The organism is Kribbella kalugense, assembly GCF_004365875.1.
In the GTDB taxonomy this organism is placed as follows: Bacteria; Actinomycetota; Actinomycetes; order Propionibacteriales; family Kribbellaceae; genus Kribbella; species Kribbella kalugense.
The window spans coordinates 548,860-573,160 of record NZ_SODF01000004.1 but is presented as its reverse complement, the minus strand read 5'-3'; the positions used below and the strand labels follow the sequence as shown (position 1 = coordinate 573,160).

Here is a 24,301-nt window from a genome sequence, read left to right as displayed (position 1 = left end):
GACTCGTGCAGGCAAAGAGTCCGATCTGGGGAGTGGTGATGGCTGACGGCGACACAGTCGACATTGGCGGCATTGGCGACACGGTCGACATGGTGCGCGAGCTGTACGAGGGCTGTTACCGGCGGCTGGTCGGGCAACTGTTCGCGATCTGCGGGAGTCTCGGCGAGGCCGAGGATGCCGTCCAGGAGGCGTTCGTCCAGGCGGTCGAGAAACCCCGGCGGTTCGCCAAGCTCGACAACCCGGAGGCGTGGCTGCGCACGGTCGCGCTGAACGCGGTACGGCGGCGCTACCGCCGGGCGACCCGATTCCACGGGTTGCTCTCTCGCGCAGGCGTCCCCGAGACCGCGATGACCGGGCTGACCGCGGACCGGGTCGCTCTGGTCGCGGCCCTGCGACAGCTCCCCTACGAACAGCGCGAGGCGATTGTGCTGCACCACATCGTCGATCTGCCGGTGCGCGAGATCGCCGTACAGCTGGGTGTTCCGGAAGGGACGGTCAAGGCTCGCCTCTCCCGGGGCAGGGCCGGGCTGGCTCCGCTGGTCCACGAGTTCGCCGACGACGCCGAGGAGGTCAACCATGTCTGAGCTGAAAGAACTGTCCTGGGAGGTCCAGGAGACCGTCCAGCCGTTGCCTTTCGAGGCTCTGGAACGCCGTGGCATCCGCCGCCGCCACCGTCGGCAGGCACTGACCGGTGCGGGAGTCGTCGCGGCGGTGACGATCGCAGTGCTGGCTGCCGTTCTGCCGCTCGGGAACGTGACCGGCACCGAGAAGCCGCCGACCGCGTCGATCCCGGTCGACCAGGCGGCTGAGAACCTGATCCACGACAAGAAGTCCGGCGCGGCCGGCATCACGTTCGCCACGCCGACCCGGTGGGGTGCTGTGTGGACGTCACCTCAGCCGGGAAACACCTGGAACAACGCCGCGGTGCTGAGCCGGGACGGGGTGCGGACCACCGCGCCGGTGCGCAAGAACCAGTACGACGTGCTGCGGGTCGGTGACGAGCTGCTGGCATTGGCGATGCCGACGAGCATGAAGGGCAGCGATCCGAGCTGGGCCCAGGCCGTGATGGTCGGGCTGACGGATCAGGGCCGGGTCGAGAAGAAGGTGCACTGGGCTCCGCCGACCAGCGAGTTCGGCCAGGGCGACGTGCTGCTGGCGTACGGCACCCTGCGGGCACTGAACCCGGAGACCGGCACGCTGCGGGAGGTGAAGATCCCCGGGGTCGACAACGCCGGCCAGCCCCAGCAAGACACCACCGGTCGGTGGTGGGTCGTCGGCGCCAAGAACAGCGGCGTCGGCAACATCTACTGGACCGATGACCACGGCAAGACCTGGGACCACTCCGTCATCAGTCCGGGTCGGGTGAATGGCCGGCTGGGGGTCAGCCCCGACGGCAGGACGCTGGTGGTGATTCCAGGCTTCGATCCCCACAAGATGGGCGGTCTCAGCCCCGACGGCAAGACGCTGGTCCCGGCCAAGACGTCGGATGACCAGGTGCCGCTGCGGTTGTCCACCGACCGGGGCGAACACTGGACCACGGTGGCCATCCGGGATGAAACGTATCTGCAGTCTCCCGTTGCCTTCGACAACGGGACCGGCCTCGCGCTCTATCAGAAGGGCAAGGACCGCGAACTCCTCCGGCCCGGTGCCGGTACGCCGTTCACACCGCCGACGGACCTGGGCGACCTGACAGCGGCCGGCGATTTCGTCTACGGGGCGCAGTACAACGGCAACCAGGCCATCGTCAGCACCGATCACGGCAAGACCTGGAAGTACTTCGCGCCGCGCTAGTCAGCCGACGATCGGGATCTGGAGGGTTTCGCCTGGAGTGATGTCGGCCGGGGAGGAGAGTTTGTTGAGGTCGGCAATCTTCTCGACGACCGCGGCGGGGTCCTCGCTGGGGTTGGTGTTCTGCGCGATGGACCAGAGGGTCTGGCCGGGGGCCACCTGCACCGGAACGGTGTGGGTGAAGTGCGGGCCGGGCTCCAGGACACCGGCGACACGGAGACCGAGGACGACGATCGCCGATCCGAAGATCAGGACCGACAGGGCCGTCAGCAGCATCCGGCCGCGGCGGGTCAGGCGGAGAGCGGAGGGCTCGATCTGGGGCTGGACGTGGGTCGCCGTGGCCTCCCGGCGGGCCACGGACTCGCCGGAGCAGCCGCGGACCGGGAGCGACTCGGTGGTCGTGCCCTGAATCCGGGGACGGCGGCGCGGGGCCGTCGTCGTCCCTGCCGACGCGCTGCGCGCCGTCGGCGCGGACGGCATGCGTGGCGGCGCAACCTCGGGCGACCGTTGCGGTGCCAGTGCTGCTGTCAGCGAGTTAGCCGCGAGAGCTGCTGTGCTCATCGGATCCTCCAGACCTCGGTCAGTGCGCGTCCTGCGGTGTCGACTCCTGTCTATCGGCCGCCTCCGACAGTTTCTGAAGAGCGACCCATTCGACCGGCCCGAACACCTGTTCGATCGAACGTCTGTACGAATGATTAACCGACAGGCACCCGATGCGCAACCATTTCCAACCAGGACACGCCCAGGAAATTCCCGGCCGGCCGGCACCCTCGCGGGCGGCTTATAACCTGACACACGAACAGACGTGCGAACCGACACGCCTTCGAACAGATGTTTGAAGAATCTCAGGATTCGGTCTACGGTCATCACAGTCGAGCAAGTTTCGGCCGGTGGTGTGATCGCCGGCCCGACCCGAGGAGTAACCACCGATGGCCAGGACGCCGAGCGGTTCCAGCAAGGACGAGCGCACCGGTGCGGACAAGGCTGCGGACAAGGCTGCGGGCAAGTCTGGAGACAAGACTGCGGGCCGGACCGTCAGCGAGCTGCCCGACGGGCCGGCCGACGCGACCGGACTGACCCCGCGCCAGCGCCGCGTGCTGGACGTGATCCGCGATTCGGTGGACAGCCGCGGCTACCCGCCGTCGATGCGCGAGATCGGTGAGCGGGTCGGCCTGACCAGCTCCTCCTCGGTGTCCCACCAGCTTCGCGTGCTCGAGCAGAAGGGCCTGCTCCGCCGCGACCCGAATCGCCCACGGGCGATCGAGGTTCGCTACCCGGGCGAGGTCGACGCCGCGGCCCGGCGGTCGGCGCTCGGCTCGGTGCGGCAGACGACGTACGACGAGACCGGTGCCGGTGACGCGCACCCGGACGCGGTCTACGTGCCGGTGGTCGGCCAGATCGCCGCCGGTAACCCGATCCTGGCCGAGCAGGAGATCGAAGAGGTCTTCCCGTTGCCCAAGGCAATGGTCGGCGAGGGCACGCTGTTCATGCTGAAGGTCAAGGGCGAGTCGATGATCGACGCGGCCATCTGCGACGGCGACTGGGTGGTCGTGCGGCAGGAGCAGACCGCGGAGAACGGCGACATCGTGGCCGCGATGATCGACGGCGAGGCGACGGTGAAGACGTTCAAGAAGACCAAGACCGAGATCCTGCTGCTACCACACAACCCGGCGTTCGAGCCGATCGACGGCAAGGATGCCGTCATTCTCGGAAAGGTCGTAACAGTTCTGCGCCGAGTCTGACATCTCAGACGGCGAGCGAACTCGGGCGTGTCGTGTCAGCATTGAGTCATGACGACTGTCTATGACTTCAGCGCCACGCGGATCGAAGGCAATGAACAGTCTCTTGCCGATTTCCGCGACCAGGTGCTCCTGGTGGTGAACACGGCGTCGCAGTGTGCCCAGACTCCGCAGTACTCAGGACTTCAGAAGCTCTACCGGTCTTACCGCCGGCAGGGCTTCTCGGTGCTCGGCTTCCCCTGCGACCAGTTCGGCCACCAGGAGCCTGGTGACGAGAACGAGATCGCGAACTTCTGCTCGACGATCTATCACGTCACGTTCCCGATGTTCTCCAAGATCGACGTCAACGGGTCGAAGACGATTCCGTTGTACAACTGGCTGAAACGCGAGCAGGGCGGCCTGCTCGGCGGCCGGATCAAGTGGAACTTCACCAAGTTCCTGATCGGCCGTGACGGTGGGGTGATCGCGCGCTACGCGCCCACCCACTCGCCGGAGAAGCTGGCCGACAAGATCGAGGCTGCGCTGGCGGTGCCTGCACCGTCGAGGGAAACGAACGACTGATCCATCGCGGTTCGGGGCCGTACGCAACAAGTCGCTCAACGTGAAGAGCACCAGAGCTCGCTATCGGCGTTGACCGAAATCCCTTGTTTTCTGCGACAGCTGAACATCCACCGTCGCAGTGCCGCAGAATTCTCACCGCATTCCGAACAATTGCGGTGCCTGTCTGCATGTCGCTCACCCGGACCCGACGAGCACCGCTTCCGGGTCGATGTCGAGCCGCAGGCCGCGCCAGACCGGATGCCGGAGCCGGCCGTCGCCGGCCCAGCCGGAGTAGGTGACCTCGGCGACCAGGACCGGATCCAGCCAGTGCGCCCGCCGCCGGTCGGTGGTCGGAATCGTCGCCGGGTCGAACGCCGGCCGGTCGATCTCAAGTCCACTCAGCTCGGCACTCAGCATGTCCAGAGTCGCGAAGTCCAGGCCCGATCCGACCTTGCCGATCAGCAGGAGCTCACCACCGGGCTCGGCGTACGCCCCGCAGTAGAAGGAGCCGATCCGGCCTTCCCGGTTGCCCTCCCCCGGGTGCCATCCGCAGAGCACGACGTCTCTGGTCTTCACCGGCTTGACCTTGATCCAGTCGGCGCTGCGGCGCCCCGGGAGGTACCGCGACTTCCGCCGCTTCGCGACGACCCCTTCCAGGCCTTGCGCCGCGGACTGATCCAACGCCACGGCACCGTCCTGCAACGCCGGTGGGATCTCCCAGAACGGGTCGCCGATGTCCAGCGAGTCCAGCAGCCCGCGACGATCGTCGTACGTTGCCTCTAGCAACCACTCTCCGTCGAACCTGAGCACGTCGAACAGTCGCACCGAAACCGGCACCTCGGTGATCAGGTGCCTGAGCTGACGTGGATCGCGGACGTGCATCCGCCGCTGCAGCAGACCGAATGACGGTGCGCCGTTCTCGTCCAGCGTGACGATCTCACCATCCAGTACGGCGGGCAGCCGCAACCCCGGCGCCTCAGCGAGACCGATCAACTCCGGGTACCCACCGGACACATCGTGGCTGTTGCGCGACCACAGCCGGCAGACCCCGTCGTCCACCTCGGCGATGACGCGGATGCCGTCCCACTTCAACTCGTACGACCAGCCCGAGCCTGTCGGCATCTCCCCCAGCGCAGCCATCATCGGCAGCACCGGCGGACCGGTCACGGGACTCATGTGGACTGCAACCGCTTCAAGGCACCGAGCACCTTCTCACGATCGGCGGTCGGCCACATCGGAGGCAAGGAGGCGCGCAGAAAGCCGCCGTACCGCTGGGTGACGATGCGGGGGTCGAGGATCGCGACCACGCCGCGGTCCGAGCTGCGGCGGATCAGCCGGCCGGTGCCCTGCGCCAGTAGCAGGCCGGCGTGGGTCGCGGCCACCGCCATGAACCCGTTTCCACCGGCCTCGTCGACCGCGCGCTGGCGGGCCGCCATCAGGGGCTCGTCCGGACGCGGGAACGGGACGCGGTCGATGATCACCAGGTTGCAGGTCGACCCCGGTACGTCGATCCCCTGCCACAGCGACAGCGTCCCGAACAGCGACGTCTCCGGGTCGTCGACGAACTCGCGGGCCAGCTCACCGAGCTGGGCGTCGCCCTGGCACAACACCTTGAGATCGGTTGCCTCACGAACCGCGGCCGTCGCCGCCTCGGCAGCCCGGCGGGACGAGAACAGGCCAAGCGTCCGACCGCCGGCCGCGGTGATCAGGTCGATGATCTCCTCGAACTGCTTCTTGCCCAGCCCGTCGCGATGCGGCGGCGGCAGGTGCTTGGCGACGTACAGAATCGCCTGCTTCTCGTACTCGAACGGGGAGCCGACGTCGAGACCGCGCCACGGCAGCGGACCCTTCTCCTCGGAGTCGTCCAGCTCCGGCATCTCATCGTCGTCATCGAGCCTGTCGGAGGGCCGGAGGCCGACCTGGCGGGCGATCGCGTCGAAGTCACCGCCGAGGGTCAGGGTCGCCGAGGTGAGGACCGCCGTACGGTCGCGGAGAACCAGCTCGCGAAGTAGGCCGGCGACGGTGAGCGGGGCGATCCGGAGCTCGCGGCCGAAACGGTCGCGGTCGATCATCCAGACGACATCGGCGTCGCTCAGTGCGGCCACGCGTTCGGCGACGTCGAAGATCTCCTTGACCGCGCCCTTGGACTGACGCTTGGCGCCGTCCGGGTCGTCGTCCTTGTCGTCGGACTTCTTGTTCAGGTCGGAATACATCCCGCGGGCCGCGTCGCGGACCAGCGCGGCCGCCTCCAGGACCAGCCCGTTCGACCCCTCGATGCGACCCTCGCGAGTGCCGTCGAGGGCCGCGCGGAGGGCGTCGGAGGCGTCGATCAGGTCGTCGGCCTTGTCGTCGTCCACGAACCGGCGAGCCCGCTTGGCGGCGCGCTCGACCATCTGCGGCGACAGCTCGTCACCCGCCGCGCCGGTGACGCGCGCGGGCAGCTCGTGGGCCTCGTCGACGATGACGACGTCGTGCTCGGGCAGGACGGTCCGGTTCTCGAAGGCGTCGATCGAGAGCAGCGCGTGGTTGGTGATGACGATGTCGGCCTTGCGGGCATGCTCTTTCGCCTTCTCGGCGAAGCACTCCTCGCCGTACGGGCATTTCTGCGCGCCGAGGCACTCGCGCGCGGCGATCGCGACCTGCTGCCAGGCCTGGTACTGATGCGAGGGCGCGTGGTCCCGGTCGCCGGCCGCACCGTCGGCGAGCTGCTGCTCGGCCCAGTCGCGGAGCTCGACCACCTGGCGGCCGACCTCACCGGCCGGCGGCACATCGACGAGCATGCCGTCCTCGTCCGGAGCGCCCTCGCGGATCCGGTGCAGGCAGGCGTAGTTGTTCCGCCCCTTCTGGATCGCGTACGACGGTCTGCGCGGGAGGAGCTTCTCCGTCGCGTCGAGCAGCGCCGGTACGTCGCGGTCGACAAGCTGCGACTGGAGCGCGAGGGTCGCCGTGGACACGACCACCCGGCGGTCCTCGATCGCGTGCAGCAACGCGGGCACGAGGTACCCGAGGGACTTGCCGGTGCCGGTTCCTGCCTGGACGAGGAGATGCGATCCGTCATGCATCGCGGTGTCCACGGCCTGCGCCATTTCCACCTGCCCCGGCCGCGTCTGTCCATCGATCCCAGCCACGGCAGCTTCCAGCAGTTCCCGCACGTCAACACCCACCGCCACACCCTAGCCCGGAGCACCGACAGATTTCTGATCCGCCGGGCGAGGGTGTGGATAACCGGGGTCTTAGACGACGGCGCCGCGGTCAGGCTGGGCGTCGCGGTCGACTTGGGGACGCTTCGGACGCGGCGGTGGGGCTGGGAAGCGGCGTTCGAGCTCGAGCAGGAGTGGTGCGGCGGTGAGGTTGGACGAGTAGGTGCCGACCAGGATGCCGAGCAGCAGTGCGAGGGCGAAGTCGGCGAGTGAATCGCCGCCCAGGAACAGCAGCGCGGACAGGATGAACAGGGTCGAGATGCCGGTGTTGATCGTCCGTGGCAGGACGTTGACGATCGCGGTGTCGATGACCTTGCCGAGGTTGTCCGTGGCCCGGGAGCTGCGGTTCTCACGGATGCGGTCGAAGACGACGACCGAGTCGTTCACCGTGTAACCGATGATCGTCAGGACCGCGGCCAGAAAGATGCCGTCGATCGGCTTCCCGGTCCAGGCGAAGACGCCGACCACGACCGCGACGTTCTGCACCAATGCAAGGACGGCGCCGGCGCCGAAGGTCCAGCGGAACCGGGCGGCCAGGTACGCCAACTGGGCAAGCAGGGCGATGCCGAGCGCGATCAGACCCTTGTTCCGCAGTTCCTCACCGAGCGACGGACCAATGCTTTCGTTGCGGATCACTTCGGTCCCGCCGCCGATCCGCGAGATCGACTCGCGGATCTTCTCCGCCTCGTCGTCGCTGATCACCGGAGTCCGCACAGTGATGTCGTCGGTCCCGGACGCCTGTACGACCGCGGTCGGATACCCGGCCTCGGTCACGGCCGCACGGGCCTGATCCGGCGTGATCGGCTGCGCAGTACTGACCTCGAGCAGGCGGCCGCCGGTGAACTCGATCCCCAGATTCAGCCCGCGTACGGCGACACCGGCGACGCTCACGATGATCGCGACGGCTGTGATCACCAGCCATCGGCGGCTGTGCTTCATCAACGACGGCTGCCTCGACTCCAGCCAGGTCCGGACCCGGCCGTGTCCTGCGATCCCGCTCAGCCGTGGACGACGCAGTACGAAACCACGTGACACCGCGAACTCCGCGAGTACCCGCGTCACGACCAGCGCGGACAGCATCGACGCGATCACGCCGATCGACAGCGTGACGCCGAAGCCACGAACCGGACCGGCGGCCAGGAAGAACAGCAGGCCGGCGGCCAGCAGGGTGGTGATGTTGGAGTCGGCGATCGCGGAGAGCGCGTTCTGGAACCCGCTGCGCAGCGATCGGCGGAGGCCGTCCGTCCGACCGGCGATGTAGTCCTCGCGGGCTCGTTCGAAGACCAGGACGTTCGCGTCGACGGCCATTCCGATCGCCAGCACGAAGCCGGCCAGACCGGGCAGGGTGAGAGTGGCTCCGATCGCGGTCAGGACGGCGTACGACATCGCGGCGTACCCGAGCAGACCGATGACGGCCATCAGACCGACCAGGCGGTAGACCACGATGATGAAAAGGGCGGTCAGCGCGAGGCCGATGATCGCGGCGAGGGCGCTGGCCTGGATCGCGTCCTGACCGAGCGACGGGCCGACCGTCCGCTGGTCGATGACCTGTACCGGCACGGGCAGCGCGCCGCCGGAGATCAACGCGGCGAGGTCCTTCGCGTCCTCTTCAGTGAAGGCGCCGGAGATCGTCGTGGTGCCGCCGGTGATGCCGACGTTGCAGAGCTGGTTGCCGCCGTTCGGATCGACCTGCGGCGCGCTGATGATCTCGTTGTCCAGCACGATCGCGATCAGCCGTGGCGCGGTGTTGACCGGGTTGCAGGCGGCCTTGCCGGTGATCGTCGACCAGATCTTGCCGCCGTCGCCCTTGAAGTTCATCTCGACGAACCAGCCCTGCGCGACCTGCTGCGGATCGAGCCGGCCCTCGGCGCCGCTGACCAGCTCACCGGTCATGGCCGGCTTGGCGAGCCGGAGGAAACCCTGGCCGCTTTCGCTGGGCAGGTACAGGTCGCCCGCGGCGGGTTTGGCGGGCTTGGTCGCGACCTGGTCGAGCACCTCGTGGAACGTGAGCTGCGCGGTCTTGCCGATCACCTTCGCGGCCTCGCGCGGGTCCTGTACGCCGGGCAGCTCGACGATGATCCGGTTCTCGCCCTGGCGGGTCACGTTCGGCTCGCTGACGCCGAGCGCGTCGATCCGCCGGTGCAGCACCTGGGTCGCCTTGTCGGTGGTCTCCTTGGTCGCCTTCACCGTCGGAGAGTCCTTGGCCTCGAGCACGATCTGCGTCCCGCCGCGCAGGTCGAGACCGAGCTGTGGTTTCGCGGTCAGCGTGACGTACGTCGACGCCGCGAGAATCAGGAACGCAAGAAGCGCACGGACAAGGGACGACCGGTTCACCGAAGCCTCCGGAGGTGGGCACCCGCGGTACGGATGTCATGACAGAGAGCACACACGCCAAGCGTGAGCCGACAGTGTACGGACGCCATTCAACCGGTCCCCGCACAATCCCACAAGCGACTGGGTCGCGCCTGTACTGCGGTCGCGAAGGGGCGGAGTGCGATCTGCGACGGGCCGGACTGCGACTGCGGTCGGCTGGAGTGCGGTCTGCGGTGGGCCGGACTGTGGCTGCGGTGGGCTGGACTGCGGTTGCGGTGGGCGGGGTGTGCTGGCTGGCCGGGCTGCGGTTGCGGTAGCCGGACTGCGGTTGCGGTGGCCGGACTGCGGTGGGCCGGCCGCGCCCGGACGGGGGAGGCTCTCTGCCCGCTCCGGGTAGGTCAGGCTCCCCACACCCGCGCGCCGAGTCGTGGAAATCGGCTGCCGACGACAACCACGATCCACGACTCGAGGATCCGGGCACCAACCAAACACCACGACTCGGCGGGACAGCCGCGTCAGAGCATCAGCCGCCCGGACGAACCACAGTCCTCGCCGTCCTCCCGGGTTCCCCAATCACCACAGTCCGTCCCCGAGGGCAACGACCAAAGCGGTCGGTGTGGGCGGCAGCCCGCAGTTCCCGGCGGTACCGGAAAAGGATGCACGGCGCTGAGCCGGGGCGGGCGGGTGCGCGCGTAGTAGGCGCGCTGGGGAGCGTGGCGACGAAGGGAGCGGCTGTGCAGCGCGCGTGGGGTTACTCGGGGGTGTCCAGGCCGTGTTCGATGGCGTAGCGGACTAGTTCGGATCGGTTGTGGAGTTGGAGTTTTCGGAGGGTGTTTTGGACGTGGTTCTCGACGGTGCGGTGGGAGAGGACGAGGCGGGTGGCGATCTGCTTAGCAGTGAGTCCGCGGGCCACCAACCGCAGTACTTCGGTCTCGCGGTCGGTCAGGTGTGGGACCTCGGGTCCAGTCGCGCCCAGCCGGCGGTACTCCCCCAGCACCAACCCGGCCAGCCCAGCGCTGAAGATCGCGTCCCCTTCGGCAGTACGGCGTACTGCTTCGTCAAACTCGTCCAGCGACGCAGACTTCACCAGATACCCGGACGCGCCGTTCTTCACAGCCGCGAGTACGTCGTCCTGCTCGGCGCTGGCCGACAGCACTAGCACCCGCGTGTCCGGCAACGCCGTGGTGATCTCCCGCGTCGCGTCCACACCAGAACCGTCGCCCAACTGCAGGTCCATCACGACCACGTCCGGCCGGGTCGCCAGCGCGATCTTCACCGCGCTCGTGACGTCGGACGCGGTCGCACAGACGTCGTACCCGCGGCTGCCCAGGTCGCGCGCCACTCCCTCGCGCCACATCGGATGGTCGTCCACGATCATTACGCGCGTCACACCTTCAACTCCCACTCGGTTCCCTCGCCCGGAGCGGTCCGGACCGTAACTGTGCCGCCCAGGTCGGCGATTCGGCCGCGGATCGACTGGCTGACGCCGAGGTGGCCGTCCGTCCGGGCCTGCTCGAGCCGCGCGGGCGTCGTACCGACCCCATCGTCGCGGATCGACACAACCACCTCGTCCCCAAGATCCTCGACCGCCACCCAGCACCGAGCGTCCGCGCCCGCATGCTTGACCACGTTGCTCAGCGCCTCCTTGACCGCGGCAACCAGCTCCAATGCCGTCGCCGCGGGCAACAAAACCTGGGCGGCCGGTACGACGACATCGACCCGAGTCGTGGCGAGCGGCAACAACAGTCCGCACAAGTCGACCCGGTCCCCCGCCGCGACAGCAGGGCGGGACGACATCAAGGTGCGTAGGGCAACTTCCTGCTCGGCGGCCAGCTGAGCGAGTTCGAGCGCCTCGCCGCCGATCGCCGTACCCCGGCGCTGCACTTGAGCCAGCACCTGCAGTACGCCGTCATGGATCGAACGACTGAGTCTGAGCCGTTCGGCAGTCGCGCTCTCCGCAGCGATCGCCGATCGGAGCCGGGCGCCCGCCTGCCGCATGGTCGAGGCGGCGTACCCGACGACCAGACCGGCGACCAGGAGCAGTTGGACGTTGCTGAGGATCTTCGCGGCGTTGTCGACGCCGCGCAGGGACAGCAGCGCCAGGCTGATCGTCGCCGCGCCGAGCAGACCGCCGTCCCGGCCGCGAGAGATCGCCAGCGCGAGGACCGGTCCGGCGGCCCAGACCGAGGTCAGCACCGACGCGCCGCCGCGGATGTCGATCAGCGGCTGCGCCCACAACGTGGCGTACATGCAGCCGACCGTCACGGCCAGGTCAGCGAACGCGAGCCGGGTGTTGCGGCGGCCCCAACGACGGCTGTAGCCGTACGACGAGATCAGCGTCCAGACTCCCATCACGGCCAGCTGGAGCACAGCGCCGTACGGCCGGACGATGCCGTCCCACCGGGTCCAGACGCCGAGGCAGGCGAACCCCCAGGCGATCACGCGGAACACCACCAGCGCACGCCACAGCGGCTGCAGCAGGTCGACGTTCTCGCGCTCCATTTGCCACAGTCTGCCAAGGACCAGCCCCCGCGGGCGTGAGGCGTTCTACTCAGAGTGCAGGATTCCCCGCCGGTTCACAGGTTTTCCTCAGTTCCACTTCAACTGGGCGGATTTTCACCGTACCCTCGCGCAAAACACACGCTCGGGGGAGCTTCGATCACACTGCGTCATCAGACACGGAGGGGAATCGTGCGCAAGCTACCCGCCGGGCTTTTCAGCCTGGCCCTGGCGGCGACGACCGGGCTGGGCCTCGCCTCAGCCTCGGCCGAAAACGCCGCCACACCGCCCAAAGCAGCGTCGGCGCCGATCGCCAGCGAGACCGCGCCGACCTCGGACGAGCTGTCCAGCCCGGCCGAGGACAAGCGCCGCGAGCTGCGGCAGGAAGCCCTCACCCAGGTCATCAACGGCCAGGCCAAACCCGAGCAGCGCGACGGCAGCACCGTCGTCAAGGTCGGTACCAAGGCCGCCGGTGCCAAGGGGACCAAGAACGCGAAGGGCAAGGTCGACCAGTACGTCGAGCTGTCCCGGGAGAAGACCGACCGGATCTTCGTCGTACTCGCGGAGTTCGGCAACGACCGCGACCCGAACTACCCCGACCAGGACACGGCGCCGTCCGTCCCGGGCCCGACCCGGTTCGACGGGCCGCTGCACAACCAGATCCCGGCGCCGGACCGCTCGGTGGACAACTCCACCATCTGGCAGGCCGACTACAGCCAGCAGCACTACCAGGACCTGTACTTCGGCAACGGCAACTCGGTCAAAGAGTTCTACGAGAAGCAGTCGTCCGGCCGGTACTCCGTGTCCGGTGAGGTCACCGACTGGGTCAAGGTCAAGTACAACGAGGCCCGGTACGGCCGTTCGAACGGCTACCCGTGCGCCAGCAACGTCTGCAACAACACCTGGAACCTGGTCCAGGACGCGGTCAACCAGTGGGTCACCGACCAGGAGGCGAAGGGCCGGACCAAGGCCCAGATCACCGCGGACCTGAAGTCGTTCGACCAGTGGGACCGCTACGACTACGACGGCGACGGCAACTTCAACGAGCCGGACGGGTACATCGACCACTTCCAGATCGTGCACGCCGGCGGCGACCAGGCCGACGGTGACCCGTACCAGGGCGAGGACGCCATCTGGTCGCACCGCTGGTCGGTCCAGTTCCCGGGCGGCCCGTCGAACAACCCGCGCGGTGGCGCCCAGATCGGTGACACCGGCATGTACGTCGGCGACTACACGATCCAGCCGGAGAACGGCGGCGTCGCGGTCTTCGCGCACGAGTACGGCCACGACCTCGGCCTGCCGGACGAGTACGACACCGCCGGCGGCGAGAACGGCGTCAACTGGTGGACAGTGATGGCCCAGAACCGGGTCAGCGCGGCCACCGACGGCGGCATCGGCGAGCGGGTCCAGGACATGGGTCCGTGGGACAAGCTGCAGCTCGGCTGGCTCGACTACGAGATCGTCAACGCCGGCCAGAACCGGACCGTCAACCTCGGCCCGCAGGAGTACAACTCCAAGAAGGCGCAGAGCCTGGTGGTGGCGCTGCCGAAGAAGCCGGTCGTCACCCAACTGGTGCAGCCCGCAGCCGGGACGAAGTCCTGGTGGAGCGGTCAGGGCAACAACTTCACCCACACCATGAGCCGTCAGGTCACGCTGCCGGCCGGACAGCCCGCAAGCCTCACCTTCCAGGCGAACTGGGACATCGAGGACTGCGGCCCGGACCCGTGTGACTACGCGTACGTCGACGTGAACGACGGCAGCGGGCTCAAGCCGATCAAGGGCAGCATCACCAAGGATGCCGAAGGCAACGGTATCGACGGCAAGAGCAACGGCTGGGTACCGGCGACCTTCGACCTGTCGGCGTACGCCGGTAAGACGATCACGCTGCAGTTCCGCTACGCCACCGACCCGGCGGCCGGCGGGATCGGCTTCTTCGCCGACGACATCAAGGTGGCGTCCGGTACGACGACGGTGGTCAGCTCCGGTGCGGAGACCTCCCCCGACGGCTGGACGCTGAACGGGTTCTCGGCGGCGGGCTCGTCGTTCACGACCCTGTTCGACAACTACTACCTCGCGGCGAACATCAACTACATCGACCACGACCAGTACCTGAAGACCGGTCCGTACAACTTCGGCTGGAACACCACGCTGCCGGACAAGGTCGAGCACTTCCCGTACCAGGACGGCCTGCTGGTCTGGTACTGGGACACCTCGCAGCCCGACAACAACACCAGCGTCCACCCGGGCGCCGGCCTGATCCTGCCGATCGACTCGCACCCGACGCCGATCAACCGGATCGACGGAACGCTGTGGCGCCCGCGGATCGGCGCGTACGACGCTCCGTTCGGCCTGGAGAAGGCGGACTCGTTCACCCTGCACAACAACGGTCAGGCCAGCTACATCCGTGGCCAGAACGCCGTCCCGACCTTCAACGACAGCAAGTCCTACTGGTCCGCCGACCAGCCGGCCAGCAGCGTCCAGGTCCCGAACAACGGCGTCAACATCAAGGTCGTCTCCAAGACGGGTACCTCGATGAAAGTCCAGGTCTCGAAGCGCAAGTGACCGAATAGAAACAGCCCCCGAGGTTCAGAACCTCGGGGGCTGTTTCATTTACCGAGCTAGGCGGTGGTGACCTCGTACGGCGTGAGGTCGCCGGCCAGGGCCGGGTGGACTCGGGCGGTTACGTGGGTGCCTTCGGCGGTGTGTTCCAGTTGTTCTACGGAGCCTTCGGAGTGGATCCGGGAGACCAGGTCTCCGCGCTCGTACGGGAGTAGGACCTCTAGGGCTACGTGGGGCTGCGGGAGGGCTCCCTCGAGCAGCTCGCGGAGCTTGTCGATGCCTTCGCCGGTGCGGGCCGACACGACGATCGCGTGCGGCTCGCGGTGCAGGATCGGGGCCAGGGCGAGCGGGTCGGCGGCGTCGGCCTTGTTGATCACGATGATCTCCGGTACGTCGGAGGCATCGATCTCGGCCAGCACCTCGCGGACCGCCTGGATCTGCGCCAGCGGGTCGGGGTGCGAACCGTCGACCACGTGCAGCAGCAGATCCGCGTCCGCGACCTCCTCCAGCGTCGAGCGGAACGCCTCGACGATGTCGTGCGGCAGGTGCCGGACGAACCCGACGGTGTCGGTCAGCGTGAACACACGACCGTCCGCGGTGGTCGTCCGCCGGGTGGTCGGGTCCAGGGTCGCGAACAGCGCGTCCTCGACCAGCACACCCGCACCGGTGATCCGGTTCAGCAGCGAGGACTTGCCGGCGTTGGTGTACCCCGCGATCGCGACCGACGGAACCAGGTTCCGGCGGCGTTCCTGACGCATCGTCGACCGGGTGCTCTTCATGTCCTTGAGCATCCGGCGCAGCTTGGAGATCTTGGTGTTGATCCGGCGCCGGTCGGTCTCGATCTTGGTTTCACCAGGACCACGCCCACCGATACCGCCACCAGCAGCACCGACACGTCCACCGGCCTGGCGGGACAGGTTTCCACCCCAACCACGCAGGCGCTGCTTCATGTACTGCAGCTGCGCCAGCTCGACCTGGGCCTTGCCTTCCTTGCTCTTCGCGTGCTGCGCGAAGATGTCCAGGATCAGCGCGGTCCGGTCGACCACCTTGACCTTGAGCTTGTCCTCAAGGTTTCGCAGCTGTGCGGGAGCCAGCTCGCCGTCGGCGATCACCGTGTCCGCGCCCAGCGATGCGACCAGGTTGCGCAGGTCGACCACCTTGCCGGAACCGATGAAGGTCGCCGCGTCGGGCTTCTTCCGCCGCTGGATCACGCCGTCCAGTACCTCGGAACCGGCGGTCTCGGCGAGCAGCTTCAGCTCGGCCAGTGAGTTCTCCGCGTCCTCGGCGCTGCCCTCGGTCCAGACGCCGACCAGCAGCACCCGCTCCAGCAGCAGCTTCCGGTACTCGACCTCGCTGATGTCGGTCAGCTCGGTGGACATCCCGACCACGCGGCGGAGCGCTTGGCGCTCCTCGAGCTCGAGGCCCTCGGTGCTCAGTTCGTGTTCGTGCTCATCGTGACCCGTCGACGAAGCGCCGGAGTCATCGCCCTCGATGAGGTCAATTTCGACGTCGGTGGTCTCTTCGTATGCATGTGAATGGGTCGTCATATACCTTCCATGGTGGCACGGGCCTCCAGTAGAGGCGACCCGTTTACCTCAGTCAACGCCCCGCGCGGTATCAGGATTCCCCAGCCAGGCCCAGTCGAAGTCGCCGCGAGCATGCAGAACGGCCGGTCCGGTGAGCTCCAGGTGGTTGTCCGCACGCCAAGTCACGCTCACCTCACCGCCTGGTACACCGACCCGGTACGTCACCGGTCGCACGTCCCGGGCGGCCCGCGCTGCCGCCACGGTCACCGCGCACGTCCCGGTCCCGCAGGACCGCGTCTCGCCGGCGCCACGTTCGTAGACCCGCATGTCGACATCGTGCGGACCACGCCGTACGACGAACTCGATGTTCACCCCGTCGGGGAAGGCCTCCTGGGGTGACCAGGTCGGCTGGTCGCACAGGTTGCCCGGCTCGCGCAGGTCGTCGACGAACGCGACCGCGTGCGGATTACCCATGTCGACATGCACTGCCGGCCACTGGTGACCGGCCGCTTCCACGACGACCCCGGCCGCGTCCGGCAGCGTGGGCTCACCCATGTCCGCGGTCAGCGTGCCGTCGTCGTTCTGGACGACGTCCTTGACCCCGGCCCGCGTACCGACCCGGATCGGCTTGTCCCCGGTCAGCCCGGCCTCGGCCAGATACCGGACGAAAACCCGGACCCCGTTCCCGCACATCTCCGCGATGGAACCGTCCGCATTCCGGTAGTCCATGAACCAGTCGCCGCCGTCCTCGACGTACGACTGCTTGTCTCCCCGGATCACCCGCAGTACGCCGTCCGCACCCAGACCCGCATGCCGATCGCACAGGAACCGGACCACCGAAGGGTCCAGGTCTCCATGCACTGAACCGTCCGGATCAGGCAGGATGACGAAGTCGTTCTCCGTACCATGACCCTTCAACCAGGGAAACGTGCTCATAAAGGAGATCGTACGGTGCAGCTCGCGTACTTCTGGGAGCAGGACGACGCGGAGGCCGTCGCCGAACAGCTCGGTGGTCAGGTACGGCGTGAGCGCTTTCATGGCGAGGACGACGACGAGGATCACCCATGGGTCGTCGTGCTGACCGCTGGTGACGAGGTCGAGCGGGTGGTGGCCGAGCACGACGGATGGCTCGAAACCGCGACCGACGAAGCCGGTGGCGTACCTGCGCCGTTGCCGCAGGAACCCAAACGATTCAAGAAATGACCCGACCCGGACGGCGACCAGTTGGCGTGCCGTCCGAGAGGACCGACTGACCGGCCACGAGGACATGGTCGATACCGACGGACAGCTGCCACGGTTCGTCGTACGTCGACATGTCGGCGATCCGGTTCGGGTCGAGTACGACGAGGTCCGCAACAGCCCCAGTCTTGATCACACCGCGGTCGGTCAGACCGAGCCGGGACGCCGGCAGGGAGGTCATTCGGCGGATGGCCTCGGTCAAGGTGAAGATGCCGAGGTCGCGGGCGTAGTGGCCGAGGACTCGGGGGAACGTGCCGAAGTTCCGCGGATGTGGGTGCCCCGGGCCGGCGGCGTCCATGATCCAGCCATCGCTCGCGATCGCCGTCTTCGGATGTTCGAGGACCGTGATCACGTCGTCCTCGCTCATCGCGTGGTTGACCACACTCACCGCGGCCTGATGGGACTCGAGGATGCGGAGCACGATCTCGGCGGCGTCCACGTCGTCCTGCCGGGCGATCTCGGCGAGGCTGAGACCACGGCTGTCCTCGTAGCGACCGGGTGGCAGTGAGGCGATGACCACCGATTCGGGCGACAGCAGTTTGTCGGAGCGGAGGGCGTCGGCGATCCGTGCGCGTTCGGCCGGATCCGCGAGGCGATCCAGCAGGATGCCGTCTGCCAACGCCCAGGTGGGCAGTCGGGTGGTGAGCGTCGTGCTGGTCGCGGTGTACGGGTAGGCGTCCCAGCCGACGTCATCGGCCTGTTCGAGACGTTCGAGCGCAGCGTCGACAAGACCGTGGTTGGCCTTGCCGACGGCTTTCAGATGGGAGACCTCGAGGCGCGCACCACCACGGCGAGCAGCCGATATCGCTTCGTCCAGCGCGGCGAGCAGGCCGGCGCCTTCGTTGCGGATGTGTGTCGAATACAGCAGGCCGCACTCGGCAGCAGTGGCGACCAGAGCGGCCACCTCCTCCGGCGACGCATAGGCGCCGGGCGCATAGATCAGGCCGGTGGAGAACCCGACCGCGCCTTGATCCGCGGCCGCTCGGAGCAGCTCCTGCATCTGCCGGAGCTCGTCCGCCGACGGCGCGCGGCGAGCGTTGCCCATCACCGCGATCCGGAGCGTGCAATGGCCGACCTGGAGGGCCAGGTTCACCGCTGGTTCCAACGTTGCAACGAAGCCGGCGAGATCGTCCCAGGACCAGTCGTGCTTCGCATCGAGGAACGCCGTACCCGCTCGCAGCGTTTCCAGGTCGGTGATCGGGAACGGTGACCAGCCGCAGTTCCCCGCGACCAGGGTGGTGACGCCCTGGGCCAACTGTGATTCGGCGGCCGGACTTGAGCGCAGACTGAAATCCGCATGTGAGTGAAGATCGATGAATCCCGGTGCAACAATGTTGCCTGTGGCATCGATGACCTCTGCCCCCGACGGCGTCGCACCGGGTGGCAGCACCGCGGTGATGCGATCGCCGTCGATTAGTACGGTGCCGGGCATCGGCTCGGCGCCGGTCCCGTCGACGACGAGACCGTTGGTCAATGCCCGCATGGATTCAGTCCTGTTCTGGTCGGAGGGACAGCTCGGCGACGGTGTTCGCCTCGATCAGCCCGCAGTCGACCAGATGGCCGAGACCGGTTGCCGTGGGCACCTGAACGACACCGTCGACCGCGACGACCGCGGGTTCGACGACGTCCCGGGCGTAGTACTTCTCCGAGGCGGACACATCCGATGGGAGGGTGAACCCGGCGAGACTGGAGAGTGCGACGTTCGCGAGCCGGCCGATGCCGAACTCGTGCATGCCGCCGCACCAGACCGGGATGCCTTCAGCTCGCGCCCGGTCGTGCGCTTCACGCGCTGGAGTGAGGCCACCCATGCGGGACACCTTGATGTTGAGGACCTGCAGCGCTTCTAGCGCCAGCGCCGTCTCCAGGTCGTCGACCGTCTCGATGCTCTCGTCGAGGCACACCGGCGTCTCGATCGTGCGCTGCAGCTCGGCGTGCGTGAGCAGGTCACGCGGCGCGAACGGCTGCTCGATCATCGTCAAGCGGTAGGCGTCCAGCTCCCGCAGCAGCTTGAGATCGTCAGCGGTGTAGATGCCGTTGGCATCGACATGGAGGTCGAGGTCCGGGTACGCCGTACGCACCGCACGGACCGGCTCGACGTCCCAACCCGGGGCGATCTTCAGCTTCACCCGCGGGTAACCGGCGGCCACCTGAGCGGCGACCTGGGTGAGGAGATCGTCGATCGTTGCCTCGATCCCCAATGAGACGCCGGCCACGACTTCGGATCTCGTCCCGCCCAGCCCGTCTGCCAGCGATACGCCATTGACGGTTGCCCACAGCACCCAGGCGGCCATGTCGACGCCCGCCTTCGCGAAGTAGTTGCCGCGCACCTTCGACCAAACAGCTTGCAGGTCTTCGGGATGGTTCCACGGACGACCGAGCACGGCCGGCAAAAGATAGTGCTCCGCGATATGCCAGCAGGACTCGACCGTCTCGGGTGCGTAGTACGGATCGGAAGACGACGCGATCTCGCCCCGGCCGGTCGCGCCCGACGCGTCCTCCAGCTCGACCAGGATGTGATCGAGGAACGCCTTGCGATGCGAGCTGGTCTGGAACTCGTGCACCAACGGCATCCGGACCCGATGCAGCCGGGCCGCGACGACCTTCAGCTCAGTTGACATACAACCCCAGCTCCGTGTTCAACCGGTCCCGCTCGAGCAGCCGCCGCCGCGCACCCTTCGAACTCGCCGTGGTCAGCGTCGCGAGCACATGCAGCACCGACGCCACGACAGTCGGAGAGTCGACGTACGACGCACTTCCGGTCGCGACGTAGATCGACTGGGTGGCGATCTTCGCCAGCGGAGCGTCCTCGAAGTCCGTGATCGCGACCAACTCCCCACCGGCCTCCACGAAGCGGTGTGCGATCTCGACGGTGTCGCGACGGTACCGACGGAAGGAGAACGCCACCATCAGATCGTTAGACCGGACGTCGGACAGTACGTCGACACCGCGGACGACGGTGCCGTCGATCAAGGTGACCTGCGACAGGCCGACCCCGAGATCGAACGCCAGCAGGGACGCGTACGAGAACGATTTCGCCGAGCCGATGATGAAGCGCCGACGGGCCGCAACGATCCGGGCCGCTGCCTGCGCGATCGACTCGTCGGCGAGGATCTGGTCCAGGGCCTCGTCGATCGAGGCTCGCTCCTGCTCGACCACGCGGCGCTGCAGCAGCGACGACGACCGGCGTTGCAGGCGGGCGTCGTACCGCTCGTGCGGGCTGGTGAGCTCGCGGTTGCGTGGGTCGTCAGGCATCGGCCGGCCCGAAGTAGTAGGCGCCGTTGCCGTCCGGCAGGCGCCGGCACGAGACGGCGACCAGTCCCTTGGCGAGCAGGCCTTCGAAGGACTTGCGGAGGTCGGCCTTGTCAGCCGGAACGACCAACTTGGTCAGCGCGGCTTCGTCGACCGCGACCGGCTGCTCGCGATTCAGGTCCCACTCGACGACCACGCGATCAATGCCCGGGCCGTACATGTCCGGGGCGAACCACCGACCGCGGGCGCCGAGGACGTCGAGGTTGAAGTGCGCGTTACGAACCTGGGTCGGGTCGTAGGTCCAACGCATCCGGGACATTCCGTGGCTCAGGGCAACTTCTCGCTGGGCGTGCTTGAGCATCCGGCCGAGGCCGTGGCCCTGCTGCTCGGCGGCGACCACGGCCGACTGCGAGTAGTGGTAGAAGCCGCGCCGGTCGGTGCCGCAGAACCCGTACGCGAAGGCGACCAGCCGGTCGCTCTCGTCGAGGATTCCGACCACCGATCCGCCGTTGCTCGCGAGCGCACCGAGCAGCCGCGGGTTCAGCCCGAACTCCGGGTCGAGGTAGCCGAACACCTCGCGGTACAGCGCCGAGGCCTCGGCGAACCGAGACGCCGTGGTGAGCGAGACCGCACGAAAGCTCACCTCAGAGATACGATTCATATCCTGAGTAGATCCCATTCATCTCAAGGGAGTCAATCGGTGCTCAACTGGTGATACGTTCACTATCCATGATCATCGAGCGACTCCGGGAGTACGCCGACGCGGAGACACCGACCGGCGACGCGACCGCGCTGAACGCCTTCGCCGACCGCCTGGCCGAGCGGTACGCCGGGCTTGGCGCAACCGTCCGCCGCGTGCCGATGCCGACCGGCGATCACCTGGTGGCGGACTTCCCCGGTCGCGGACCGCAAGCCGACGCAGCACCCCTGCTCTTCCTCGGACATCACGACACCGTCTGGCCGATCGGGCAGCTCGCGGACGCGATGCCGTGGCGCGAGGAGGATGGCATCATCCACGGCCCCGGCGTCTTCGACATGAAGGGCGGACTCGTCGTCCTCGAAACCGCCCTCGAGCAGGTCGCCGACCAGGACCACCGGCCGGTGCGGATCGTGGTGGTCGCCGACGAAGAGGTCGGTTCACCGTCCGCCCGAGATCTGGTGACGGCCGAGTCCAAGGGTGTGTACGCCGCTTTCGGACTCGAACCGCCGCACCCGAACGGCGATCTCAAGACGTCGCGTTGGGGCAGCACGCGGGTCCGCATCGAGATCACCGGCCGCGAGGCCCATGCCGCACTCGACCCGGCCAGCGGCATCTCCGCGATCGACGAGCTCGTCGACCAGCTGATCGCGATCCGCCAGATCATCACGCAGTACGACGAGGTGCTGTGCAACGTCGGCACGATCACGGGTGGTGGGCGGACCAACGTCGTACCGGGATCGGCGGCGGCCGACATCGGCTTCCGATTTGTCGATCCATCGACCGAAAAGGCAGTGCTGGCAGCCGTCGAAACCCTTCACGCGGTCCGAGCCGCTCAGCTACAGGTGCGAGTGATGTCGAATCGCCCGGCGTGGCAGCCGTCAGCGGCAACCGACGAGCTGCTGACGAAGGTGATTGCCGCCGGGCAATCCGTTGGTCAGCAGGTCGGTGGCGCGGCCGCATCCGGCGCGGCCGACACCAATCTGACCGGATGGCTCGGCATCCCGACCCTGGACGGCCTGGGGCCTGTCGGCAAGGGCGCCCACGCCGTCCACGAGCAGGTGATCGCGGCGACCCTGGCCGAACGCGTCGCCCTGGTCGCCGCCATCATCACCGCGCTCTGACCACTCCGGCCGCTCCCCCGCCGCGGCGGGTTGGTTCGGCGGCGGCGAGGATTGCGCCGCCGGGGAGGAACTCCAGGCCTTCGAGGGCACCGATTTCGGCCGCCGAGGATCCGGGAGCGCCGGCCGGCGTGAACGTGTGGCCGTACGTCGCCAGCGCGGCGCCGTACTTGTCGATGAATGATTGCTCGGCCGTCACGGACGCGGTGTTGCGCTGGGACGCTCGCGGTGCGGCGATCGCCTCGGGCAGGGTCATGCCGCGGTCAAGCCGGTTCGTCAGCGTCTGCAGGACGGTGGTGATGATGGTCGAGCCGCCCGGCGAACCGAGGGCGATGTACGGCTTGCCGCCGCGGAGCACGATCGTCGGCGAGATCGACGACCGCGGCCGCTTGCCCGGCTGGATCCGGTTCGGGTCGGCGGGGTCGTAGACCGCGGAGAAGTCGGTCAGCTCGTTGTTCAGGATGAACCCACGACCGGGAACGGTGATGCCGCTGCCACCGGTCTGCTCGATGGTCAGCGTGTACGAGACGACGTTGCCCCACTTGTCCGCCGTGACCAGGTGGGTGGTCGACAGACCCTCGGTGTCCGGCCGCTGCGTCGTCGCGGCGCCCTTCGCGCAGTGCTGGTACTTGCCGTCCGGCGATCCGGCCGGGACCGGCTTGACGGCCGCCTTGGCCGGGTCGATCTGGCACGCGCGCTCGGCGCCGAAGCCACGGGAGGTGAGCTCCTTGGTCGGCACGTTCACGAAGGCGGGATCACCGACGTACGCCGCCCTGTCCGCGAACGCCAGCGCGGACGCCTCGAGGTAGTTGTGCAGGTAATCCGTCGTGCTCAGTTGCTTGAGGTGCTGCGGCTGCAGGATGTTGAGCGCCTCGCCGACCGTGGTGCCACCGGACGACGACGGAGCCATTCCATAGACGTCCAGGCCGTCGTACCGGACCTTCGTCGGGACGCGGTCCAGCGGCTTGTACTTCGCAAGGTCGCCGGTGGTCATGTACCCCGGCATCACCGGCAGCGTGGTCGTCGCGGTCTTCGGCGGCTTCTTGACCACCGCGGTCATCTCCGCGCCGAGAGCGCCGCCGTAGAAGGTCGAAAGCCCCTTCTTGCCGAGCATCCGGTAGGTGTCGGCGAGCTCCGGGTTCTTGAACACCGTGCCGACCGCCGGCGCGTTGCCGCCGGGCAGGAACAGCTTCGCGGTCGGGATGATCGCCGAGAAGCGTGCCTTGTTCTCCTGCGTCTGCAGGTTGAACGTCGAGTCCACCACGAAGCCGCGGTCGGCGAGGTCGGCGGCAGGCGTGAGCGCCTTGCCCAGCGACAGCGAACCCCATTGGCGCAGGGCCGAGTCCCAGGTCGCCAGCGTGCCCGGGATACCGACGGACACGCCGGACGTGACGAGCTCGGGGGTGAAGTTGTACGGCTTGCCGGTCGCCGGGTCGATGAACGCGTCCGACGGCATCGTCGCGGGCGCGGTCTCGCGGCCGTCGATCGTGGAGACCTTGTGGCTCTTGGCGTTGTAGTAGACGAAGTACCCGCCACCGCCGATGCCGGCCGAGTACGGCTCGGTGACGCCGAGCGCGGCCGCGGTCGCGACCGCTGCGTCGACCGCGTTGCCGCCACGCCGCAGTACGCCGAGCCCTGCGGCCGTCGCATCCGCGTCGACCGAGGACACCGCTCCCCCGTATCCGACCGCCACCGGGTTCTTAGCGGGCGGTTTCGGTGGGCTCGCGGCGGCGCTCGTACTCAGACCAGCCAGAACAAGGGCACCTGCGGACAGCGATGCGACGAGCTTCTTCACCAGTACTCCCGAGGGGGCGTCGGCGACAGGGACATG

General features: G+C 67.9%; 20 protein-coding genes. 7 read left to right on the top strand and 13 right to left on the bottom strand.

Annotated features, from left to right (window positions below):
* The first annotated feature begins 38 nt into the window (after nucleotides 1-38).
* Nucleotides 39-584 (top strand): RNA polymerase sigma factor, encoded by a 546-nt coding sequence (locus EV650_RS40085; RefSeq protein ID WP_238174776.1) that lies wholly within the window; start codon nucleotides 39-41, stop codon nucleotides 582-584.
* Entirely contained in the window at nucleotides 577-1,791 is a 1,215-nt protein-coding gene (locus EV650_RS40080; RefSeq protein WP_134124457.1) for a beta propeller repeat protein, read from the top strand. Before EV650_RS40085 ends, EV650_RS40080 begins: the two co-directional genes overlap by 8 nt.
* Here the strand turns inward: EV650_RS40080 and EV650_RS40075 are convergent, their stop codons facing one another.
* Nucleotides 1,792-2,349 carry a LysM peptidoglycan-binding domain-containing protein gene (locus EV650_RS40075; RefSeq protein ID WP_238174775.1) on the bottom strand — a complete coding sequence of 186 codons (558 nt, stop codon included), beginning with the start codon at nucleotides 2,347-2,349 and terminating at the stop codon, nucleotides 1,792-1,794.
* A gap of 368 nt (nucleotides 2,350-2,717) precedes the next feature.
* Between EV650_RS40075 and lexA the strand changes: the two genes are divergently transcribed.
* On the top strand, nucleotides 2,718-3,530 hold the full coding sequence (lexA, locus tag EV650_RS40070) for a transcriptional repressor LexA (RefSeq protein WP_134124456.1): 813 nt from the start codon (nucleotides 2,718-2,720) through the stop codon (nucleotides 3,528-3,530).
* A gap of 48 nt (nucleotides 3,531-3,578) precedes the next feature.
* Complete coding sequence (locus tag EV650_RS40065; RefSeq protein ID WP_134124455.1) at nucleotides 3,579-4,088, top strand: glutathione peroxidase; 510 nt, start codon at nucleotides 3,579-3,581, stop codon at nucleotides 4,086-4,088.
* 174 nt (nucleotides 4,089-4,262) lie between these two features.
* Here EV650_RS40065 and ligD read toward each other — a convergent pair whose 3' ends face one another.
* From ligD to macS, 5 genes are all read right to left on the bottom strand, one after another.
* Nucleotides 4,263-5,243: a non-homologous end-joining DNA ligase gene (gene ligD / locus EV650_RS40060; protein WP_134124454.1), complete on the bottom strand. Its 981-nt coding sequence runs from the start codon at nucleotides 5,241-5,243 to the stop codon at nucleotides 4,263-4,265.
* Complete coding sequence (locus tag EV650_RS40055; RefSeq protein WP_134124453.1) at nucleotides 5,240-7,237, bottom strand: ATP-dependent DNA helicase; 1,998 nt, start codon at nucleotides 7,235-7,237, stop codon at nucleotides 5,240-5,242. Before EV650_RS40055 ends, ligD begins: the two co-directional genes overlap by 4 nt.
* A gap of 63 nt (nucleotides 7,238-7,300) precedes the next feature.
* Nucleotides 7,301-9,601 carry a protein translocase subunit SecD gene (gene secD / locus EV650_RS40050; RefSeq protein WP_134124452.1) on the bottom strand — a complete coding sequence of 767 codons (2,301 nt, stop codon included), beginning with the start codon at nucleotides 9,599-9,601 and terminating at the stop codon, nucleotides 7,301-7,303.
* Between the two features lie 730 nt (nucleotides 9,602-10,331).
* Nucleotides 10,332-10,958 carry a response regulator gene (locus tag EV650_RS40045; RefSeq protein WP_134124451.1) on the bottom strand — a complete coding sequence of 209 codons (627 nt, stop codon included), beginning with the start codon at nucleotides 10,956-10,958 and terminating at the stop codon, nucleotides 10,332-10,334.
* 8 nt (nucleotides 10,959-10,966) lie between these two features.
* A complete protein-coding gene (gene macS, locus EV650_RS40040) occupies nucleotides 10,967-12,082 on the bottom strand; it encodes a MacS family sensor histidine kinase (RefSeq protein ID WP_134124450.1) in 1,116 nt (371 codons plus the stop codon).
* A 189-nt stretch (nucleotides 12,083-12,271) separates the two neighbouring features.
* Here macS and EV650_RS40035 point away from each other — a divergent pair, with 189 nt between their 5' ends.
* Nucleotides 12,272-14,641 carry an immune inhibitor A domain-containing protein gene (locus EV650_RS40035; protein WP_134124449.1) on the top strand — a complete coding sequence of 790 codons (2,370 nt, stop codon included), beginning with the start codon at nucleotides 12,272-12,274 and terminating at the stop codon, nucleotides 14,639-14,641.
* Between the two features lie 56 nt (nucleotides 14,642-14,697).
* Here EV650_RS40035 and hflX read toward each other — a convergent pair whose 3' ends face one another.
* Entirely contained in the window at nucleotides 14,698-16,185 is a 1,488-nt protein-coding gene (hflX, locus tag EV650_RS40030; RefSeq protein ID WP_134124448.1) for a GTPase HflX, read from the bottom strand.
* A gap of 48 nt (nucleotides 16,186-16,233) precedes the next feature.
* A complete protein-coding gene (gene dapF, locus EV650_RS40025; protein WP_134124447.1) occupies nucleotides 16,234-17,100 on the bottom strand; it encodes a diaminopimelate epimerase in 867 nt (288 codons plus the stop codon).
* Between the two features lie 15 nt (nucleotides 17,101-17,115).
* On the opposite strand from dapF, the gene EV650_RS40020 reads away from it, so the two are divergent.
* Nucleotides 17,116-17,367, top strand: a complete 252-nt coding sequence (locus tag EV650_RS40020; RefSeq protein WP_134124446.1) for a hypothetical protein — start codon at nucleotides 17,116-17,118, stop codon at nucleotides 17,365-17,367.
* Here the strand turns inward: EV650_RS40020 and EV650_RS40015 are convergent.
* From EV650_RS40015 to EV650_RS40000, 4 genes are read right to left on the bottom strand one after another with little or no spacing between them, the layout of a single operon-like run.
* The gene (locus EV650_RS40015) at nucleotides 17,357-18,886 is read right to left on the bottom strand and encodes an N-acyl-D-amino-acid deacylase family protein (RefSeq protein WP_134124445.1); all 1,530 of its coding nucleotides are present in this window, start codon (nucleotides 18,884-18,886) and stop codon (nucleotides 17,357-17,359) included. The genes EV650_RS40020 and EV650_RS40015 overlap by 11 nt on opposite strands.
* 4 nt (nucleotides 18,887-18,890) lie before the next feature.
* Nucleotides 18,891-20,021: an o-succinylbenzoate synthase gene (gene menC, locus EV650_RS40010; protein WP_166678438.1), complete on the bottom strand. Its 1,131-nt coding sequence runs from the start codon at nucleotides 20,019-20,021 to the stop codon at nucleotides 18,891-18,893.
* Complete coding sequence (locus EV650_RS40005; RefSeq protein ID WP_134124444.1) at nucleotides 20,011-20,655, bottom strand: MurR/RpiR family transcriptional regulator; 645 nt, start codon at nucleotides 20,653-20,655, stop codon at nucleotides 20,011-20,013. The genes menC and EV650_RS40005 overlap by 11 nt, the downstream gene beginning before the upstream one ends.
* Complete coding sequence (locus tag EV650_RS40000) at nucleotides 20,648-21,313, bottom strand: GNAT family N-acetyltransferase (RefSeq protein ID WP_134124443.1); 666 nt, start codon at nucleotides 21,311-21,313, stop codon at nucleotides 20,648-20,650. Before EV650_RS40000 ends, EV650_RS40005 begins: the two co-directional genes overlap by 8 nt.
* Before the next feature lie 68 nt (nucleotides 21,314-21,381).
* On the opposite strand from EV650_RS40000, the gene EV650_RS39995 reads away from it, so the two are divergent.
* Nucleotides 21,382-22,473, top strand: a complete 1,092-nt coding sequence (locus EV650_RS39995; protein WP_134124442.1) for a M20/M25/M40 family metallo-hydrolase — start codon at nucleotides 21,382-21,384, stop codon at nucleotides 22,471-22,473.
* Here the strand turns inward: EV650_RS39995 and ggt are convergent.
* Nucleotides 22,460-24,265, bottom strand: coding sequence for a gamma-glutamyltransferase (gene ggt / locus EV650_RS39990; protein WP_238174774.1), 1,806 nt, complete (start codon nucleotides 24,263-24,265; stop codon nucleotides 22,460-22,462). The genes EV650_RS39995 and ggt overlap by 14 nt on opposite strands.
* Between the last annotated feature and the right edge of the window lie 36 nt (nucleotides 24,266-24,301).

What these genes read in the sequence shown, in the direction of transcription:
- EV650_RS40075 (WP_238174775.1), bottom strand. Translation starts at nt 2,349, where the DNA reads ATGAGCACAGCAGCTCTCGCGGCTAACTCGCTGACAGCAGCACTGGCA.
- EV650_RS40080 (WP_134124457.1), top strand. Translation starts at nt 577, where the DNA reads ATGTCTGAGCTGAAAGAACTGTCCTGGGAGGTCCAGGAGACCGTCCAG.
- EV650_RS39995 (WP_134124442.1), top strand. Translation starts at nt 21,382, where the DNA reads ATGATCATCGAGCGACTCCGGGAGTACGCCGACGCGGAGACACCGACC.
- EV650_RS40065 (WP_134124455.1), top strand. Translation starts at nt 3,579, where the DNA reads ATGACGACTGTCTATGACTTCAGCGCCACGCGGATCGAAGGCAATGAA.
- lexA (WP_134124456.1), top strand. Translation starts at nt 2,718, where the DNA reads ATGGCCAGGACGCCGAGCGGTTCCAGCAAGGACGAGCGCACCGGTGCG.
- macS (WP_134124450.1), bottom strand. Translation starts at nt 12,082, where the DNA reads ATGGAGCGCGAGAACGTCGACCTGCTGCAGCCGCTGTGGCGTGCGCTG.
- ligD (WP_134124454.1), bottom strand. Translation starts at nt 5,243, where the DNA reads ATGAGTCCCGTGACCGGTCCGCCGGTGCTGCCGATGATGGCTGCGCTG.
- EV650_RS40000 (WP_134124443.1), bottom strand. Translation starts at nt 21,313, where the DNA reads ATGAATCGTATCTCTGAGGTGAGCTTTCGTGCGGTCTCGCTCACCACG.
- EV650_RS40085 (WP_238174776.1), top strand. Translation starts at nt 39, where the DNA reads ATGGCTGACGGCGACACAGTCGACATTGGCGGCATTGGCGACACGGTC.
- menC (WP_166678438.1), bottom strand. Translation starts at nt 20,021, where the DNA reads ATGTCAACTGAGCTGAAGGTCGTCGCGGCCCGGCTGCATCGGGTCCGG.
- hflX (WP_134124448.1), bottom strand. Translation starts at nt 16,185, where the DNA reads ATGACGACCCATTCACATGCATACGAAGAGACCACCGACGTCGAAATT.
- EV650_RS40045 (WP_134124451.1), bottom strand. Translation starts at nt 10,958, where the DNA reads ATGATCGTGGACGACCATCCGATGTGGCGCGAGGGAGTGGCGCGCGAC.
- EV650_RS40005 (WP_134124444.1), bottom strand. Translation starts at nt 20,655, where the DNA reads ATGCCTGACGACCCACGCAACCGCGAGCTCACCAGCCCGCACGAGCGG.
- EV650_RS40015 (WP_134124445.1), bottom strand. Translation starts at nt 18,886, where the DNA reads ATGCGGGCATTGACCAACGGTCTCGTCGTCGACGGGACCGGCGCCGAG.
- dapF (WP_134124447.1), bottom strand. Translation starts at nt 17,100, where the DNA reads ATGAGCACGTTTCCCTGGTTGAAGGGTCATGGTACGGAGAACGACTTC.